The 14,607-nt window shown below is 64.3% G+C and carries 16 protein-coding genes and 1 tRNA gene; 8 read left to right on the top strand and 9 right to left on the bottom strand.

What is annotated here, in order from left to right:
• Positions 1-4: 4 nt before the first annotated feature.
• Together B5X69_RS10550 and B5X69_RS10545 are read left to right on the top strand one after the other, a co-directional pair.
• Positions 5-337: a hypothetical protein gene (locus B5X69_RS10550; RefSeq protein WP_079638661.1), complete on the top strand. Its 333-nt coding sequence runs from the start codon at positions 5-7 to the stop codon at positions 335-337.
• A complete protein-coding gene (locus B5X69_RS10545; protein WP_079638660.1) occupies positions 334-642 on the top strand; it encodes a hypothetical protein in 309 nt (102 codons plus the stop codon). Before B5X69_RS10550 ends, B5X69_RS10545 begins: the two co-directional genes overlap by 4 nt.
• 36 nt (positions 643-678) lie before the next feature.
• Here B5X69_RS10545 and B5X69_RS10540 read toward each other — a convergent pair whose 3' ends face one another.
• The 3 genes from B5X69_RS10540 to B5X69_RS10530 all read right to left on the bottom strand — a co-directional run bounded on the left by B5X69_RS10540 (position 679) and on the right by B5X69_RS10530 (position 3,414).
• A complete protein-coding gene (locus tag B5X69_RS10540; protein WP_139375742.1) occupies positions 679-1,068 on the bottom strand; it encodes a dATP/dGTP diphosphohydrolase domain-containing protein in 390 nt (129 codons plus the stop codon).
• A 2-nt stretch (positions 1,069-1,070) separates the two neighbouring features.
• Positions 1,071-1,451, bottom strand: a complete 381-nt coding sequence (locus B5X69_RS20970) for a hypothetical protein (RefSeq protein ID WP_139375741.1) — start codon at positions 1,449-1,451, stop codon at positions 1,071-1,073.
• 73 nt (positions 1,452-1,524) lie between these two features.
• Positions 1,525-3,414 (bottom strand): hypothetical protein, encoded by a 1,890-nt coding sequence (locus tag B5X69_RS10530; protein WP_079638657.1) that lies wholly within the window; start codon positions 3,412-3,414, stop codon positions 1,525-1,527.
• A gap of 180 nt (positions 3,415-3,594) precedes the next feature.
• Between B5X69_RS10530 and B5X69_RS21685 the strand changes: the two genes are divergently transcribed.
• The 4 genes from B5X69_RS21685 to B5X69_RS10510 are packed head-to-tail and all read left to right on the top strand — an operon-like array spanning position 3,595 to position 5,011.
• On the top strand, positions 3,595-3,771 hold the full coding sequence (locus B5X69_RS21685; RefSeq protein WP_217699109.1) for a phage holin family protein: 177 nt from the start codon (positions 3,595-3,597) through the stop codon (positions 3,769-3,771).
• Entirely contained in the window at positions 3,764-4,375 is a 612-nt protein-coding gene (locus tag B5X69_RS10520; protein WP_079638655.1) for a glycoside hydrolase family 108 protein, read from the top strand. Before B5X69_RS21685 ends, B5X69_RS10520 begins: the two co-directional genes overlap by 8 nt.
• On the top strand, positions 4,360-4,743 hold the full coding sequence (locus B5X69_RS10515; RefSeq protein WP_079638654.1) for a hypothetical protein: 384 nt from the start codon (positions 4,360-4,362) through the stop codon (positions 4,741-4,743). The genes B5X69_RS10520 and B5X69_RS10515 overlap by 16 nt, the downstream gene beginning before the upstream one ends.
• Positions 4,721-5,011, top strand: a complete 291-nt coding sequence (locus B5X69_RS10510; protein WP_139375740.1) for a hypothetical protein — start codon at positions 4,721-4,723, stop codon at positions 5,009-5,011. Before B5X69_RS10515 ends, B5X69_RS10510 begins: the two co-directional genes overlap by 23 nt.
• Here B5X69_RS10510 and B5X69_RS10505 read toward each other — a convergent pair.
• The 4 genes from B5X69_RS10505 to moaA form a co-directional block, all read right to left on the bottom strand.
• Positions 4,968-6,161 (bottom strand): tyrosine-type recombinase/integrase, encoded by a 1,194-nt coding sequence (locus B5X69_RS10505; RefSeq protein WP_079638652.1) that lies wholly within the window; start codon positions 6,159-6,161, stop codon positions 4,968-4,970. The genes B5X69_RS10510 and B5X69_RS10505 overlap by 44 nt on opposite strands.
• Before the next feature lie 134 nt (positions 6,162-6,295).
• A tRNA-Asn gene (locus B5X69_RS10500) sits at positions 6,296-6,370 on the bottom strand.
• Positions 6,371-6,467: 97 nt separating this feature from the next.
• Complete coding sequence (locus B5X69_RS10495; RefSeq protein ID WP_079638771.1) at positions 6,468-7,238, bottom strand: NAD kinase; 771 nt, start codon at positions 7,236-7,238, stop codon at positions 6,468-6,470.
• Positions 7,239-7,266: 28 nt separating this feature from the next.
• The gene (gene moaA, locus B5X69_RS10490; RefSeq protein ID WP_079638651.1) at positions 7,267-8,277 is read right to left on the bottom strand and encodes a GTP 3',8-cyclase MoaA; all 1,011 of its coding nucleotides are present in this window, start codon (positions 8,275-8,277) and stop codon (positions 7,267-7,269) included.
• Between the two features lie 60 nt (positions 8,278-8,337).
• Here moaA and B5X69_RS10485 point away from each other — a divergent pair, with 60 nt between their 5' ends.
• Positions 8,338-9,537, top strand: coding sequence for a GGDEF domain-containing phosphodiesterase (locus B5X69_RS10485; RefSeq protein ID WP_079638650.1), 1,200 nt, complete (start codon positions 8,338-8,340; stop codon positions 9,535-9,537).
• Positions 9,538-9,837: 300 nt separating this feature from the next.
• On the top strand, positions 9,838-10,779 hold the full coding sequence (locus B5X69_RS10480; RefSeq protein WP_079638770.1) for an IS110 family RNA-guided transposase: 942 nt from the start codon (positions 9,838-9,840) through the stop codon (positions 10,777-10,779).
• A 22-nt stretch (positions 10,780-10,801) separates the two neighbouring features.
• Here the strand turns inward: B5X69_RS10480 and mfd are convergent, their stop codons facing one another.
• Complete coding sequence (mfd, locus tag B5X69_RS10475) at positions 10,802-14,296, bottom strand: transcription-repair coupling factor (RefSeq protein WP_079638649.1); 3,495 nt, start codon at positions 14,294-14,296, stop codon at positions 10,802-10,804.
• Positions 14,293-14,553, bottom strand: coding sequence for a succinate dehydrogenase assembly factor 2 (locus tag B5X69_RS10470; protein ID WP_079638648.1), 261 nt, complete (start codon positions 14,551-14,553; stop codon positions 14,293-14,295). The genes mfd and B5X69_RS10470 overlap by 4 nt, the downstream gene beginning before the upstream one ends.
• Positions 14,554-14,607 lie beyond the last annotated feature (54 nt).

Genomic DNA, 14,607 nt, shown 5'->3' with positions numbered 1-14,607 from the left:
TATTGTGTCCGACTATCCCCCACTCACCCCTGAGGAAGAGGAAACGCTCACCGCCCTGCAATATCAGCAGGCGATGGCCGAATGGAGCGCAGCTGAGACCGCGCGTCTGGCCGAACTCGCCCTTTTCGAACCGCTGAACGACTGCGGCGACCTGCCCACCGTGCTCGCGGCGCTCACGGCCATTGAGGAGAGCGACGTTTCAGAGGACGTCAAGGCTCGCATCGATCGCATCAAGATCGTGCTCAATGTCGACCTGCAGTCGCTGATCAATCGACGCGATATGCTCTCGGTGCCCAACCCTGAGCCGGTCAATCCGCTCGCGGAAGAAGAAGCGTGAGGAGCCTCGCGCTCCTCGCCGCCGTGCTCCTTGCCGGATGCGGCCCTGCAGATGGCTACCAGTTCGAGCGGAAAGAATTCGAGCGCGCCGCGCCGAACATCACGGTCGTGACGCACCCATCGCTCAAGGCCCTGCGCGATGCCGCGCCTGCGTCTGCGAAGGAAGGCGCGGCAGAACTGCAAGCCTGGTCTGCGATTACGTCACGCGGATGCGAAATGCACATTGTCGATCCGACGCAGAGCTACCAGCCCGAGTGGATCGGACACGAAGCGGCCCATTGCGTCTACGGACGCTGGCACAAATAAGAAACCGGCCAGACCCCGAGGGATCTGGCCGGTTGTTTAGGCCGCCAACTTCTTCGTTGTGCGGTATGTCTCGATGAGCTCTCCGGTTCGCCCGGGCACCTTTGGTCGGTTGTCGAGGAGTGTCCCGGCGTGCCAAGCGTCGAGGACGATCGCGCAACAGGCCATGACATGTCCGAGATGGTGGACCGGCTCCTCCGCCTCAACCGTGTCGGCCGAATAGTCCTCCCCGTCGAGATACGACGCAAGATGACGCATGGCTGCGGCCACATAGACGCGGGTGCTAACCGGGTCGTCGCGCCAGTTGTACGGGCCGTATTTCCTCGCGCCGTTCATCATGGCAGTTGCCAAGTGCAGCAGGGCGGAGGGGGGCACAACGCTCAGGTCGGGCTTCTGCGCGCCCATTGCGGTCTTCGGGTTTCCGTCCACGCTCAAACTCCAAGTCGAAAATAATGGGGGCGAGGCTGCGGACGCTTCCGCGGGATCGCGTAGAGAATTTCCCAGAGACCGTCGCGGCCAGTGGCCAATTCGACCGTACCTTCCTCGTACAGTCGCCGAGCTTGGCGCAGTTCGGGGGAGGCGTTATTCCAGCCGCTGCCCGCTTTTCTCCGTGCCACAGTGAAGCGGACGAGCTCGGGGCGACCGAAGCCCCCGAACCGCTCCTGCCGCGAGTGCAGGAGCTCCACGCTATCGTTGATCAGTTCCCACACTTCGCTCAGCTCAAAGCCGAGCGCCTGGGCCGTTTTGAAGGGACTCCGACTGCGCCGGTAGTGCTCCAGAATCGCTGTTTTGTCTTTGGTTGTTAAACTCACTGTAATCTCCGGGTTTGATACCCGAGGATTTAGTAAAGCGTTGAGATTCTGGCACTCGTAGACCAAGAAGTCGCTATGCGAGTGGGTGGATTACCACCCGATCTGCATGCTCGAACTGCTTGTGCGTGATGATCAAGATCTGCTGCAGCTGATCCGTCAGCGACGCGAGCGCCTCGGCAGTCGCCTCGGCCCGCTCGGCGTCCATGTCGCTGTCGATCTCATCGCCAATGAAGACAGGGAATACCCGGCTGACCAACACCCGGCCAAGTCCGATCCGCACGGCCAGGTTAGCTACTGTGGCTCCTGCGCCCGAGAGCGTAGAAATATCCTGACCGTCGACGGTGATGTTCATATCCTCATCGACTTCGACCGTCGTCAGAACGCCATTGGTCATCTGGTGGATCAGGCTCGTCGCAACCCGAGAGAGCGACGGTGCGAGATGGGCCTTCACCATAAGGCGTGCTTCGGCCAGTGCCTCGGCGCCGGCAGTGTAATCCTTGGCCTTCTGCTTCGCGTCGTCGATCCGCTCCTGCGCCTTGCGCCATGCCTCGTGCTGGATCTCGTAATCGGCGAGGAGCTTCTCGTAGACGCGCGCCTCGACGAGCGCCTGTGACAATTCCTCGGACGATCCTGCGGGGGGCGTGAGGTTTTGTAACATTTCCCGCGCCTCGGCAGTAGCTTCCCAACGCTCGCGCGTGGCGACCTGCGCCCGGTAGTCGGCCACTGCAGCACGCGCGGCTGCCAACTCCTCGCTGACGTCCTCGGGCTCGACATAGTCGGCGACCAGCGCCTCGAGCTCGCGGCGGCGCTCAGCCTGCGAGTGGGCAAGCTGCTGCTGTTTGATCTCCTCGGCCGTCAGCACGACAGCTGGCTCCGCTACCTCGTCGAGCGGCTCTTCCCACAGGGCGTTGGCCCGCTTCTCGGCCTTGAGCTGCTCGAGCGAGAGGGCGGGCTCCACGACGTCGTCGGGGCGACCCGGCACAAATTGGTGTTCACATTTGGGGCAGGTAACCTCATCGCCCGGCTTCATCAGCAGGTGCCACGCGTGCTGCATGTCGTCGATCTGCTCCGGTGTCACCGTCGGCTTCGGGCCGCGGCGCTCCAGCTCTGTCCGAAATATGCTGTATTTTTCGGACAACTCGATCTGCTCGAGGGTGTAGGCGGGGAGGGGAATGCGCTCAAGTTCTGCCACTCGGGAGGCGTGCGCCTGTTTGTCCGAGCGCGCGGCTTCGGCCCGTGCCTCTAGCTCCGCCACGTCTACGGCGGGGGCGACGGGAACGGGCGGTTCCTCGCCAGCCTGGGCGACGATCGCCTCGAGCCGCGCCTTCTCCTTTTCGTAGGCCTGGACCGCACTCAGGGCGGCCTCGATCTCGGCGACGGGGCGATACCCCTCGGGCTTCTTCGGCTCTTCGGGCTTAACCAGCCCCTCGGCGAGCGCCTCTGCGAGCTTGCGGTGACCCTTCGCCTCGTCCTTGCAGTCCTTCTCGGCCTTCTCCTGCGCGGTGAGGCCGAGGATGCGGTCGATCAGGCGCTTGCGCTCAGGCGCCTTCATCTGGCTCAGCCGCTCGCTGTCCTTCTGGCGCGCCGCGCACACGACGTCGAACACGTCGAGGCCGAAGCCGAGGATCTCGAGCAGCTTCTGGTTCACTGCCTCGGTGTTGACGGCGAGCACCTCTCCATCCGGCCCCCATAGGGATTCCTTACGAGGCGTCCGTTCAACGCGGTATTCCTTGCCGGCGATCTCGAAGACGCCTTCGGCGGTCAGCTTCTTGTAGTCGGATGCCGGACCGCGGAGCGCGCGCTTTCCGAACAGCAGATAGCGGATGACCTCGATCGAGCCGAACGTCTTGCCGGACCCGTTCGGGCCAATGAAGGCGGTTGAGCCCGGTTGAAGGTTTAGGTCGCCGGACAGCGAAATTCCGTTGGTAGGAAAGGTAACCGAATAGCTGAGTTTTTTGATCATGTGGGCTCCGTCATGCTTCGTGCATCGAGGATCAATTCAAGATTGGAAACTCGCACAGCGAGAAGGTTGAAAAGCAATGGCCCGGGTCGTGGGACTACTGCTTTTGACTTTGATGATGTTCTACGTGCGGGAGGCACTCATTCCCTTCCTCCTGCTCGCGTACTTGGCCGGAGCAGCAAGGTGATCTCAGAATACGCTTCCGCAGCTACTAAATCTGCACTTCCTGTGGGGGTAAGTGGCGCCGCCGCGTTGGGGTTTTCTCTTCAGGACTGGGTGTTCATCGTCACCATTATCTACACCGTTCTTCAAATCGGTGTGCTGATCTACAAGTTTTTCAAGAAGAAGAGCGATGACTGATCCCGCGGAGGAAACTGCCCGCAAGGGTGTCCTCGCAGGGCTCGGCACTCTCGGCGTCATTATCACAGGCATCCTTGCCGCTGTCGGTCTGAACGAAGGGGGATATGTTCACCACAGTTCTGATCCGGGCGGCGCTACCAATCACGGCATCACCGAGAAGGTCGCGCGCGAGGACGGTTATACCGGCCACATGAAAGACTTCCCCAAGGAGTGGGCCAACGACATCATCTTCAAGGGCTACATCAAGGAGCCCGGCTTCCTGCCGATCATCGAGATCAGCCCCGCCGTCGGCGAGGAGATCGTCGACAGCGCAGTGAACTTTGGCCCCCATCGGCCGTCCTGCTGGTTCCAGCAGAGCCTCAATGAACTCGGCGCCTCACCGCGGCTCAAGGTCGACTGCAAGATCGGACCGAAGTCGGTCGCGGCCTTTGCCCGGTTTAAGAACCCTCGTCTTTGTGTGCTCATGCTTGACAAAATGGACGCAAAGCAAACCGCCGAGTACCAGCGGCTCGTGCGGGTGAACCCGAAGCTCAAGGTATTCTATCGCGGCTGGATCAACAAGCGCGTCGGCAACGTGGATCGGAAGAAATGTTCAGCGTACTGACCAGCAAGATTTTCGGGGCGACGACACTCGCCCTGCTCATGCTTCTCACCCTGCAGACCTGTCGGGCGGATCGGCTCGCCGACGAGCTCGAGGATCAAAAGGTCCTGACCAAGAGCTGGAAGGACGCTCAGAAAACGACGAAGCAGTCGCTCGACGACGTGATCGCCGCCCTTGCTGAGAAGAATGCGGAGAGCCGCGAACGCGCAAAGAAGCTCGACGCTGCCAAGCTCAAGGCAGAGGCCGATGCCAAGCGAAACGCCGAGGCGTATCGCAGCACCCAGCAGAAGATCGACGCTCTGCTCCGCACGCGGGGCACGAGCACCTGCGTAACCCCGGGAGACGTCCGTGAAGCTCTGGCCGGCATTTAGTCTGCTCCTCCTCGCAGGATGCGCCCACACCCCCGGTGGCGTCGAGGTGAAGACCGTCGAGGTCGTCAAGGAAGTGATGGTGCCGTGCCCGGCTCAGGCACCCGCGCGGCCGACGCCGCTCGGGGCTCTGCCGGATCTGGCGGAGGATGCTCTGCGCATCGTCAGCGCCAAGCTGCTCGAGTATGCGGGGAAGGGTGGCTATGCCGACAAGGCCGAGGACGCCATCAAGCTGTGCGCGTCTGCGGAGGCGGCAACCCTTTCGAAATAAGGGTCGACCACTCGTTGGCGATCGACACGCGGCGGCTCCAGTGCTGCGAGCGGTTGTAGGCCGCTTCCACCTCGTTCTCACGAACGTGCGCCAGCATCAGGTCGATGACCTCGCGGTCGCGAGGGCGCCGCTCGTTCATGATCGTGGAGAAGGACGAACGCCAGCCGTGCGGGACGTGGCGGCCCTTATATCCGAGGCGCTGGTAGAGAACGCCGAGCGCGTTGTCGGAGAGCGGCTTGTCAAAAGCACGTTGGCCAGGAAAAACCAGCTTCAGATGACCGGTGAGCGGCCGCACCGCTTCGAGCACCTCGCGCATTTGTCGCGTGATGGGAATGGAGAAGTCCCGCTCGCTGTCGTGCTTGTGCTCTTTCAGCAGCTTCATGCGGGCCGCGGGGATGGTCCAGACATCGCCATGATCCTCCGACCACTCCATGCCCCGGACCATACCGGGGCGTGCTGCGGAGAGCGCCAGCAGTCGGGAGGCGAGGATGGTGACCGGATAGGAGCCGCTGTTCTCAATCGCGAGCATCAGCTCTTTGATCTCGTCGAGGTCGACGAGCGCGGGACGGCGCCCCTTTGGCTTCGGCGGTGCCAAGGCGCCGGACACGATGGCAGCTGGATCGTTCTTCGCCCGGCCGCTGGAGATGCCGTAGACGAAGATGGCCGATATGCGCTGGCGGACGCGGGCGCCGCCCTCGAGCGCGCCTCGCTTCTCCATACGGCGGACGACGTCCAGCACGGTGGGCGGGTCGATGTCGTCGACGGACATGTTGCCGATGAGGGGGAATACTTCGTGCTCGAGGCTCTGCAGCACCTTCTTGGCGTGGCGATCCGCCCACCGAGGTTTCTGCAGGGCATGCCACTCGCGGGCGAGTGTCTCGAAGGTCAGCCCGGTAGGCTGGCGGCGCTGGGGGTCCTCACCGGCGCGGAGCTTCTTGCGGGCGTCAGCCAGCGTCTCCCGGGCGTCCGCGAGGGACACCTCGGGGTAGGGGCCGAGCGACAGCAGCCGCTCCTTGCCGTCGAACCGATACTTGATGCGCCAGAGCTTGCTGCCGTTGGCGCGCACGAGGACGTACAGGCCGTGCGCGTCGGCGAGCTTGTAGTCCTTGTCGCGAATCGTCGCTTTTCTGATTTTTGCGTCTGTGAGCACGATACCCCCACCAGTGTCCCCAATGTGTCCCCAGAAGCGGGGCATTAGGTGGCCTCAGGTGGCACAACCTGACATTACCAATCAACGGATTTCTGCGGGCTTGGCGGGGCCTGTCACATGCTGTCACAGGAAAATGGCTCCCCGGGCAGGATTCGAACCTGCGACCAATCGATTAACAGTCGATTGCTCTACCGCTGAGCTACCGAGGAGCAGCCCGCCTAGGCGGGCAAGGCGGCCCCTTTGCCTTCAACTGCAGAAATTATCAAGGGCGATTTCGGAATATTTCATCCAAAGCGCCGTTGACGCTCAAGCGATGAACTGTTCCATCGCGATGCGCTCGTCGAGGCCCTGGTCGGGGTCGAACATTAGTGTCAGCGGCCGACTGCGGTCGGTGGTGACGAGAACGGTCTTTACGTCGCGGATTTCGCGCTGGTCGGCGACGGCGCTGACCGGGCGCTTCGCAGCTTCGCGGACGTTGAAACGGATACTCGTCGATTCCGGCACCAGGGCGCCGCGCCAGCGCCGCGGGCGGAAAGGACTGATCGGGGTCAGCGCCAGCATCTCCGATTCGAGCGGAAGAATGGGGCCGTTGGCGGAAAGGTTATAGGCGGTCGAGCCCGCGGGAGTCGCGACAAGGACGCCGTCGCACGCGAGCTCCTCGAGCATCGTCTTCTCGTTGATCATCACTTCGAGCTTTGCTGCCTGGCGCGTCTCACGCAGCAGCGAAATCTCGTTGATCGCGGGAAGGATGTGGCGCTCGCCGCTGATCGTGGTGATGTCACCGGAAAGAGGGTGAATGAGGAACGGACGGGCTCCCGCGATGCGTTCGAGCAGCCCCTCGACACGAAACTCGTTCATCAAGAAGCCGATCGTGCCGCGGTTCATCCCGAAGACCGGCAGGCTTCGGCGCTGGTCGAGCAATTGATGCAGCATGTGGAGCAGAAAGCCGTCGCCGCCGAGCGCGATCAGCAGGTCCGCCTCGGCGATGTCGACGAAATCATACAGCGGCCGCAGTTCGGCCTCGGCCTCTTCACCCGCGGGCGTGTTCGATGCGACGAGCGCGATCTTGCGATGCATGTTGGTCCGGTCCCCCTTGGACGGCGTGTCAACCGCCTGTTGCACTCATGTGACGCGCGACCGCCGGTTTGGACTTTCGTTCAATATGAAAGTCATGCGCGCGGGGTTTGCCAGCCAAGGCCAAATCAATCAAGCCGTCGACCGCGCCGACGCCGCCCTCGCGCAGCGCTGCGCGCAGATCGATGTGATCCTCCTGGCCAAGACACATGTAGATCCGCCCCTCGACCGTCAGCCGGATGCGATTGCATGTCGTGCAGAAATTGTCGCTAAGCGGCGTGATGAGGCCAAGCGTCACCGGGCTGTCCTCGACACCGAAATAGCGCGCGGGCCCGCCTGTTCGCTTGTCGAGCGGATAAAGAGCGCGCTCCGCGCGCAGCGGCGTGATGAAGCGGTGGAGCGGAATATAATGATCGCTTCGGTCGCCCTCGACCTCGCCGAGCGGCATGGTTTCAATAAGCGTCAGATCACAGCCTGCCCCCGCGCAATAATCGAGCATGGGCAAAAGCTGGTCTTCGTTGAGTCCGGCAAGCGCCACCATGTTGATCTTGACCGAAAGACCCGCCGCGCGCGCGGCATCGATTCCGCGCAGCGCGACCCCCACATCGCCGACGCGCGTGATGTGCCGGAAGGCCTCAGGGTCGAGCGTGTCGAGGCTGACGTTGACGCGCCGTACCCCCGCATCGGCAAGCATCGGCGCATAGTCGGCAAGCCGCATGCCATTGGTGGTGAGCGTGAGTTCGTCGAGCCCCCGACCGATCAGCGCGCCGAGCCGGCCCGCAAGCATGTCGATGCCGCGGCGCACCAGGGGTTCGCCGCCCGTGAGCCGGATGCGCCGAATGCCGCGCGCCACGAACCGCTCGGCGAGCGCGCCCATCTCCTCGATGCTGAGAACAGCAGAGCGCGGAAGAAAGCTCATATGCTCAGCCATGCAATAGCGGCAGCGCAGGTCGCAGCGGTCGGTCACCGACAGGCGCAAATAGCTGATCCGGCGGCCGTGGCCGTCAGTAAGCAAAGCATCTGGAGGCGATTGAACAGCCATCGCGCCGATTGTGATGCAAAAGGCAAGGGCTTGGCAAGCAAAGCCTGATATGGGAGCGCGATGAATCGCTCGATCGACCCCAATAGCGCCAGCATTCGCCATCTTGCTGCGCTGCATGCACGCTACGATGCCGATGCCGGTGTGATCCTGGTCCAGGTCGATCAGCTCGCGCGAATCAACCACAGCGCAGGCACGGAGACGGGCAATGCGCTGCTCGAAGAGGTCGGCAGGCGCCTCGAAAATTTTGCAGGCGACGAATTTGGCCCCGGGGCGGTGGTCGGGCGTTTGACCGGGCCGCGCTTCGTGATTGTCCCCGCGCTCCCCTTGTCGCTCGCAGCGCTCCACGCCCAGGAGCGCGCGCTGCACGTCGCGCTCGCTGAACCGCTCGTCGGCGATCCCAGCGGCCGCGTCGCGATCCGCATCGCCGCCGCGCTGATAACCCGCGACGAGCCGATCGCCGATCAGCTTCGCATCGCGAGCGACCAGCTTGCGCGCCCGGCCTCGGCGCGCGACGGCGCAATGGTCAAGGCGGCGCTCGCGCATGGAGAGGTCGCGATATTCTATCAGCCGCAATATGACGTCGCGAGCGGCGCGATGGTGGGGGTGGAGGCTCTGCTGCGCTGGCGGCATCCCGAACTTGGGCTGCTCGGCGCGGGGCCGCTTGTTACCGCCGCGCGCGCTGCGCGAATGGAGCGCGAGCTCACCGAACATGCCCACCGCCTTGCGCTCACCGAGATCGCCGGCTGGCCGAAAGCGCTCGCGGGCCTACGCATATCGCTGAATATCACCGCGGCCGATCTTGGCGATCCTGACTTTGCCGACCGCTTCGCCGCGATGGCGAGGCAGGCAAAGGTCGATCCCGACCGGTTGACGCTCGAGCTGACCGAACAGGCGATGCTGAGCGATCCTGCGAGCGCGGCGGCACAGCTTTCGCAGATCCGCGCGCTCGGCTCGGCGATCGCGATCGACGATTTCGGGACGGGCTATTCGAGCTTGTCGCTGCTCGCCAGGCTGCCGATCGACTATCTGAAAATCGACAGCGGCTTCACCCGCTCGATCGATGGCAGCGACCGCGATCGGATCGTCGTACGCGCGATCGTCGATCTTGCGCGCGCGCTGGGGTTGCTCGTGGTGGCCGAAGGCGTCGAGAATGAGGGGCAGCTCGCGCGACTCGGCGAGATCGGGGTCGCGATGTGGCAAGGCTTCCTGAAGTCGGGGCCTGTACCGGGTGAAGAGCTTGTCGACCTTTTAGGCGCTTGAGCGCCCTTCAATCCGGCTCGCCGGAAGACCGGCTATCATTGTCCATGCCGCCGAAGGAGCGCGGATCGGTGCACTCCGCGCGCGGAAAGACGCTTGTCTTATGACATTGCGGTCCGTTTGGGCCATGCTGGATTGCCCGGGCCGGGGTGGCCACCCCGGCCCGGGCGGAAGGGGACGGATCGTGAAAACGCCGGTCGTTGTGGGACCGGGTTAGAGTAGGATCGCCCCTTTCTTTTCCATCAGGCCCGAACGGATACCGGGGTTTTGGACCCGGATGACAAGCATGGGATAGCGGAAAAGATGAGCGACAATCTACCACAGACGATCGGCATCGACATCTCCAAAGCGAGCCTCGACTGCCATGTCCACCCTGCCGGCGCCGAGCGCCAGTTCTCCAACACCGCCAAGGGCCACAAGGCGCTGATCGCCTGGCTGCGACAATGGCCGGTCGAGCGGATCGCCTATGAGGCAACCGCAACCTACCATCGAGCGCTGGAGGCGGCTCTGGCCGACTGGCCCTGCGTTAAGCTCAATCCAGAGCGCGCCCGGCGCTTCGCCCAGGCGACTGGCACTCTGGCCAAGACCGATCGCATCGATGCCATGTTGCTGGCCCGTATGGCGGCCACCTTGCAGCCGCCGGTCAGACCCGCTCGAAGCGCACAGCAGGCGCAGATGGCGGAGCTCATCAATGCCCGAGACGGCCTCGTGCGCGATCGCACCGCGCTCAAGAATCGCGAGAAGAACCTCACCATCGCCTTCCTCAAGCGCCAGTGCCGGCAGCGGCTCGAGCAGATCGATCGGCATATCGAGGCGCTCGATACCGAGATCGCCAACCTGATCGCCGCCGATGCTGCGCTCGCCCGCCGGCATGAGATCCTCACCAGCATCGCCGGCGTCGGAACGCTGACCGCCAACCAGCTCATCGCCACCATGCCCGAACTCGGCAGCCTCGAGAACAAGCAGGCCGCATCCCTCGCCGGTCTCGCCCCCGTCGCTCGACAGTCCGGACAATGGAAAGGCAAGAGCTTCATCCGTGGCGGACGCGCCAACGTGCGGCAGGCTCTCTATATGCCGGCCCTCGTCGCCGCCCGGTACAATCCCGATCTCAAGGCAAAATATCAGCAGCTCGTTACTGCCGGGAAGCCCGCCAAGATCGCCATCACCGCCGTCATGCGAAAGCTCGTCGTCACCGCGAACGCCCTGCTCAAAGCCGATCGATGCTGGACGCAATCTCCAGCTTGATCATCACGGATACTCAAAGCGTCTATGACGCCTGCCGCGCAAGCTTCGCGAGCCCCTTCGACAATTGCAGCGCGCCGTTGAGGCGTGCGCCCACGCTTGCCCATTCGCCGCTCACCGACAAATTATTGTCGGGCCGAAGCCGCGCGCGGCCCTTCAGCCGTTCGACATAGGCGATGAGCCCGGGTACATTTGCAAAGGCGTCGCCGTGGAAGCTTACGAGCGCACCCTTGGTGCCGACGTCGAGCTTGGCAATGCCAGCGGCTTTCGCATTCGCCTTGATCTCCATCAGCTGAATGAGGTTTGCGGTCTCGGGCGGGAGCGGGCCGAAGCGGTCGATCATTTCGGCGGCAAACCCGTCGAGCCCCGCGCGATCCTCGGCCTCGTTGAGGCGGCGATAGAGCGCCATGCGAAGCGGCAGGTCGGGGACATAATCTTCCGGAATGAGGATCGGCGCGTCGACGGTAATGACGGGCGAGAGGGCCTCGCGCGGCGGCGCAGCGCCCATGCCCTCGGCCTTGGCGACGAGAATCGCCTCTTCGAGCATCGACTGATAGAGTTCAAAGCCAACCTCGCGGATATGCCCCGACTGCTCGTCGCCCACGAGATTGCCAGCCCCGCGGATGTCGAGATCGTGGCTTGCAAGCTGGAAACCCGCACCCAGCGTGTCGAGGTCGCCGAGGAGTTTCAGACGCTTTTCTGCGGTATCGGTGATCGCGCCGACCTCGGGCGTGGTCAGATAGGCGTATGCGCGCGTCTTCGAACGCCCGACACGGCCGCGCAGCTGGTAGAGCTGCGCAAGCCCGAACCGGTCGGCACGGTGCACGATCAGCGTGTTCGCACTCGGGATGTCGAGTCCGCTCTCGACGATCGTCGTCGATACGAGCACATCATATTTGCGGTCGTAAAAAGCGCTCATCCGCTCCTCGACCTCGCCCGGCGCCATCTGACCGTGGGCCACCACATATTTGATCTCGGGCACGCGGGTGCGCAGGAATTCCTCGATGTCGGGCAAGTCCTTGATGCGCGGGGTCACAAAGAAGCTTTGCCCGCCGCGGTCATGTTCGCGCAGCAATGCCTCGCGAATGACCACGGGATCCCAGGGCGCGACGTAGGTGCGTACGGCCAGGCGGTCGACCGGCGGCGTCTGGATGACGCTGAGTTCGCGCAGGCCCGACATCGCCATCTGCAAGGTGCGCGGAATGGGGGTTGCGGTAAGCGTGAGAACATGGACGTCGGCCTTGAGCTGCTTCAGCCTTTCCTTGTGGACGACGCCGAACCGCTGCTCCTCGTCGACGATGACGAGCCCGAGATTCTTGAACGCGACCGATTTTGCGATGACCGCATGGGTGCCGACGACGATGTCGACCTGGCCGCTCGCAAGCGCCTCGCGCGTCTTTTGCGCCTCGCTCGCCGGGACGAGCCGCGACAGGCGCCCGATATTGACCGGGAAGCCTTTGAAGCGCTCGACGAAATTGCTGTAATGCTGGCGCGCGAGCAGCGTGGTGGGGACAACGACCGCCACCTGGACCCCCGCCATGGCCGCGACGAAGGCGGCGCGCAGCGCCACCTCGGTCTTGCCGAAGCCGACATCGCCGCAAACGAGGCGGTCCATCGGACGTCCAGAGGCGAGGTCGGCAAGAACGTCGCCGATCGCGCGGTCCTGATCGTCGGTTTCCTGATAGGGAAAGCGGTCGGCAAACGCAGGATAGGCGCTGTCCTGCGCGAGAACGTCGCCGGGACGAAGCGCGCGCTGGGCAGCGGTCGCGAGCAGTTCGCCCGCGATTTCGCGGATGCGCTCCTTCATCCGCGCCTTGCGGCGCTGCCAGGCCTCCCCGCCGAGCCTGTCGAGCGCGACGCCCTCGCTCTCGCCCCCATAGCGCGAGAGGACATCGAGATTTTCGACAGGAACGTAGAGCTTGTCGCCGCCCGCGTAGCTTAGCGCGACGCAATCGTGCGGGCTGTTGCCGACCGGAATCGAGGTCAGCCCCTCGTACCGGCCGATCCCGTGATCGAGGTGAACGACGAGGTCGCCGACGCTTAAGGTTGCAAGCTCAGCGAGAAAGGCGTCGGCACTCTTGCGGCGCTTCTGGCGGCGGACGAGGCGCTCGCCCAGGATATCCTGCTCGGTAAGCAGGCTGACCCCGGCCGCCGCGAAGCCATGGTCGAGCGGCAGGACGACCATCGCGGTCGCGCCGCCGCTGTCCGACGAGGCGACGCCGAGCGCCTCCTGCCAGCTGCCCGCTGCAGCGAGCGAGGTGACCCCATGGTCGCGCAGCAGGCCCGAGAGCCGGTCGCGCGCGCCGCCCGAGTAGCTCGCGATGATCGTCTTGCGTCCCTTGCGGCGCTCGTCCGACAGATGGTCGGCGACCTTGTCATAGACGTTGAGGTCAGCGGTGCGCTCGGGTGTGAAATCGCGCGCGGCAAAGCTCTCAAGATCGATCACCGACGCCGCGGGGGGCACGTCGAACGGCGAGACAATATGGACGGGGCGGGCGCTCTCGACCGCGGCCCATTCGTCGCTGGTCAGATAGAGGGTCTCCGGCGCCAGGGGGCGATAGCTGCCCGCCTGCTCGCGCTCGGCGGCGACGCGGTTCGCATGATAGTCGGTGATCGCATCGAAGCGCGTCTCGGCGGTCGCATCGGTGCGGTGCCCGCGCAGCACGGGCACCGCGGGATCGAGATGGTCGAACAATGTCGCGAGCCGCTCCTCGAACAGCGGCAGCCAATGGTCCATGCCCGCCTGGCGCCGCCCTTCGCTGACCGCCTGGTAGAGCGGATCGCCGGTGGCCTGCGCGCCGAAGATTTCGCGGTACCGCGAGCGGAAGCGTTTGATCGTTGCCTCATCGAGCAGCGTTTCGGCGGCAGGAAGCAATTGGAGCGCCTTGGCGGGGCCAAGGCTGCGCTGGTCGGCGGGGTCGAAGCGCCGGATGCTCTCGATCTCGTCGCCGAAGAAATCGACGCGAAGACCATTTTCCTCCCCCGCGGGGAAGAGGTCGAGGAGGCTGCCGCGCACCGCGAACTCGCCCTGGTCGGCGACGGTGTCGACGCGGTTGAAGCCGTTCGCGACGAGCAGTTCGGCAAGCGCATCGCGGTCGATCCGCTGCCCGGGCTCGAGGCGCGTCGCGAGCTGGCGAATCCTGAAAGGGGTGAGCGTGCGCTGGGTGATGGCGGCGACCGTGGTAAGAACAAGTTCGCCGCGCCTCGGCGGGGCTTGCAGCGCCGAAAGTGTCGCGAGCCGGTCGGCGCTGACGCGCATCGAGGGCCCCGCCCGGTCGTAGGGCAAGCAATCCCATGCCGGAAATCGGTGGATGACTAGGTCGGGGGCAAAGAAAGGGGCGGCGTCCGCCACCGCCTGCATCGCGGCATCGTCGGTCGCCACATATAGCAGCCGCTTGTCGCTGGCGCGCGCGAGATCGGCGAGCAGGAGGGGCAGGAAGCCGTCCGCCGCGCGGGCGAGCGTGAGCGGCGCCGAGGCCGACGCGATGGCGGCGAATATATCGGCGGCGGGGTGCGTCATGGCAGCGGGATATAGTCCAGTCGGCGCATCGCGGCGATCAGCGGCGGATTGTCGAGGTGCGCCGGGGGGTGGCCGGTGCCGAGCGCCCAGGCCATGATGTCGACGTCATCTTCTTCGCAAACGGCCTCGAACCAGGCGAGTTCGTCCTCGCCCCATTGGGAGGCATAGCGGTCGAAGAAGCCGCCGATCATATAGTCAGCCTCGCGCGTGCCGCGGTGCCAGGCACGAAATTTCAGGCGTTTCAGGCGGTCTTGCATGGCGGTTCTTCTTGAGCGGACGTGAACAACGCCCCGTCTCGTTCGGCGCGAGCG

Origin of the sequence: Sphingopyxis flava, from assembly GCF_900168005.1 — a bacterium.
Classification (GTDB): domain Bacteria; phylum Pseudomonadota; class Alphaproteobacteria; order Sphingomonadales; family Sphingomonadaceae; genus Sphingopyxis; species Sphingopyxis flava.
This window is presented reverse-complemented; position numbering and strand designations above follow the sequence as displayed.

Coding starts and splice junctions, on each gene's coding strand:
- B5X69_RS10520 (WP_079638655.1), top strand. CDS start 3,764: ATGACTGATCCCGCGGAGGAAACTGCCCGCAAGGGTGTCCTCGCAGGG.
- B5X69_RS10480 (WP_079638770.1), top strand. CDS start 9,838: ATGAGCGACAATCTACCACAGACGATCGGCATCGACATCTCCAAAGCG.
- B5X69_RS10470 (WP_079638648.1), bottom strand. CDS start 14,553: ATGCAAGACCGCCTGAAACGCCTGAAATTTCGTGCCTGGCACCGCGGC.
- mfd (WP_079638649.1), bottom strand. CDS start 14,296: ATGACGCACCCCGCCGCCGATATATTCGCCGCCATCGCGTCGGCCTCG.
- B5X69_RS10515 (WP_079638654.1), top strand. CDS start 4,360: ATGTTCAGCGTACTGACCAGCAAGATTTTCGGGGCGACGACACTCGCC.
- B5X69_RS10495 (WP_079638771.1), bottom strand. CDS start 7,238: ATGCATCGCAAGATCGCGCTCGTCGCATCGAACACGCCCGCGGGTGAA.
- B5X69_RS10530 (WP_079638657.1), bottom strand. CDS start 3,414: ATGATCAAAAAACTCAGCTATTCGGTTACCTTTCCTACCAACGGAATT.
- moaA (WP_079638651.1), bottom strand. CDS start 8,277: ATGGCTGTTCAATCGCCTCCAGATGCTTTGCTTACTGACGGCCACGGC.
- B5X69_RS10485 (WP_079638650.1), top strand. CDS start 8,338: ATGAATCGCTCGATCGACCCCAATAGCGCCAGCATTCGCCATCTTGCT.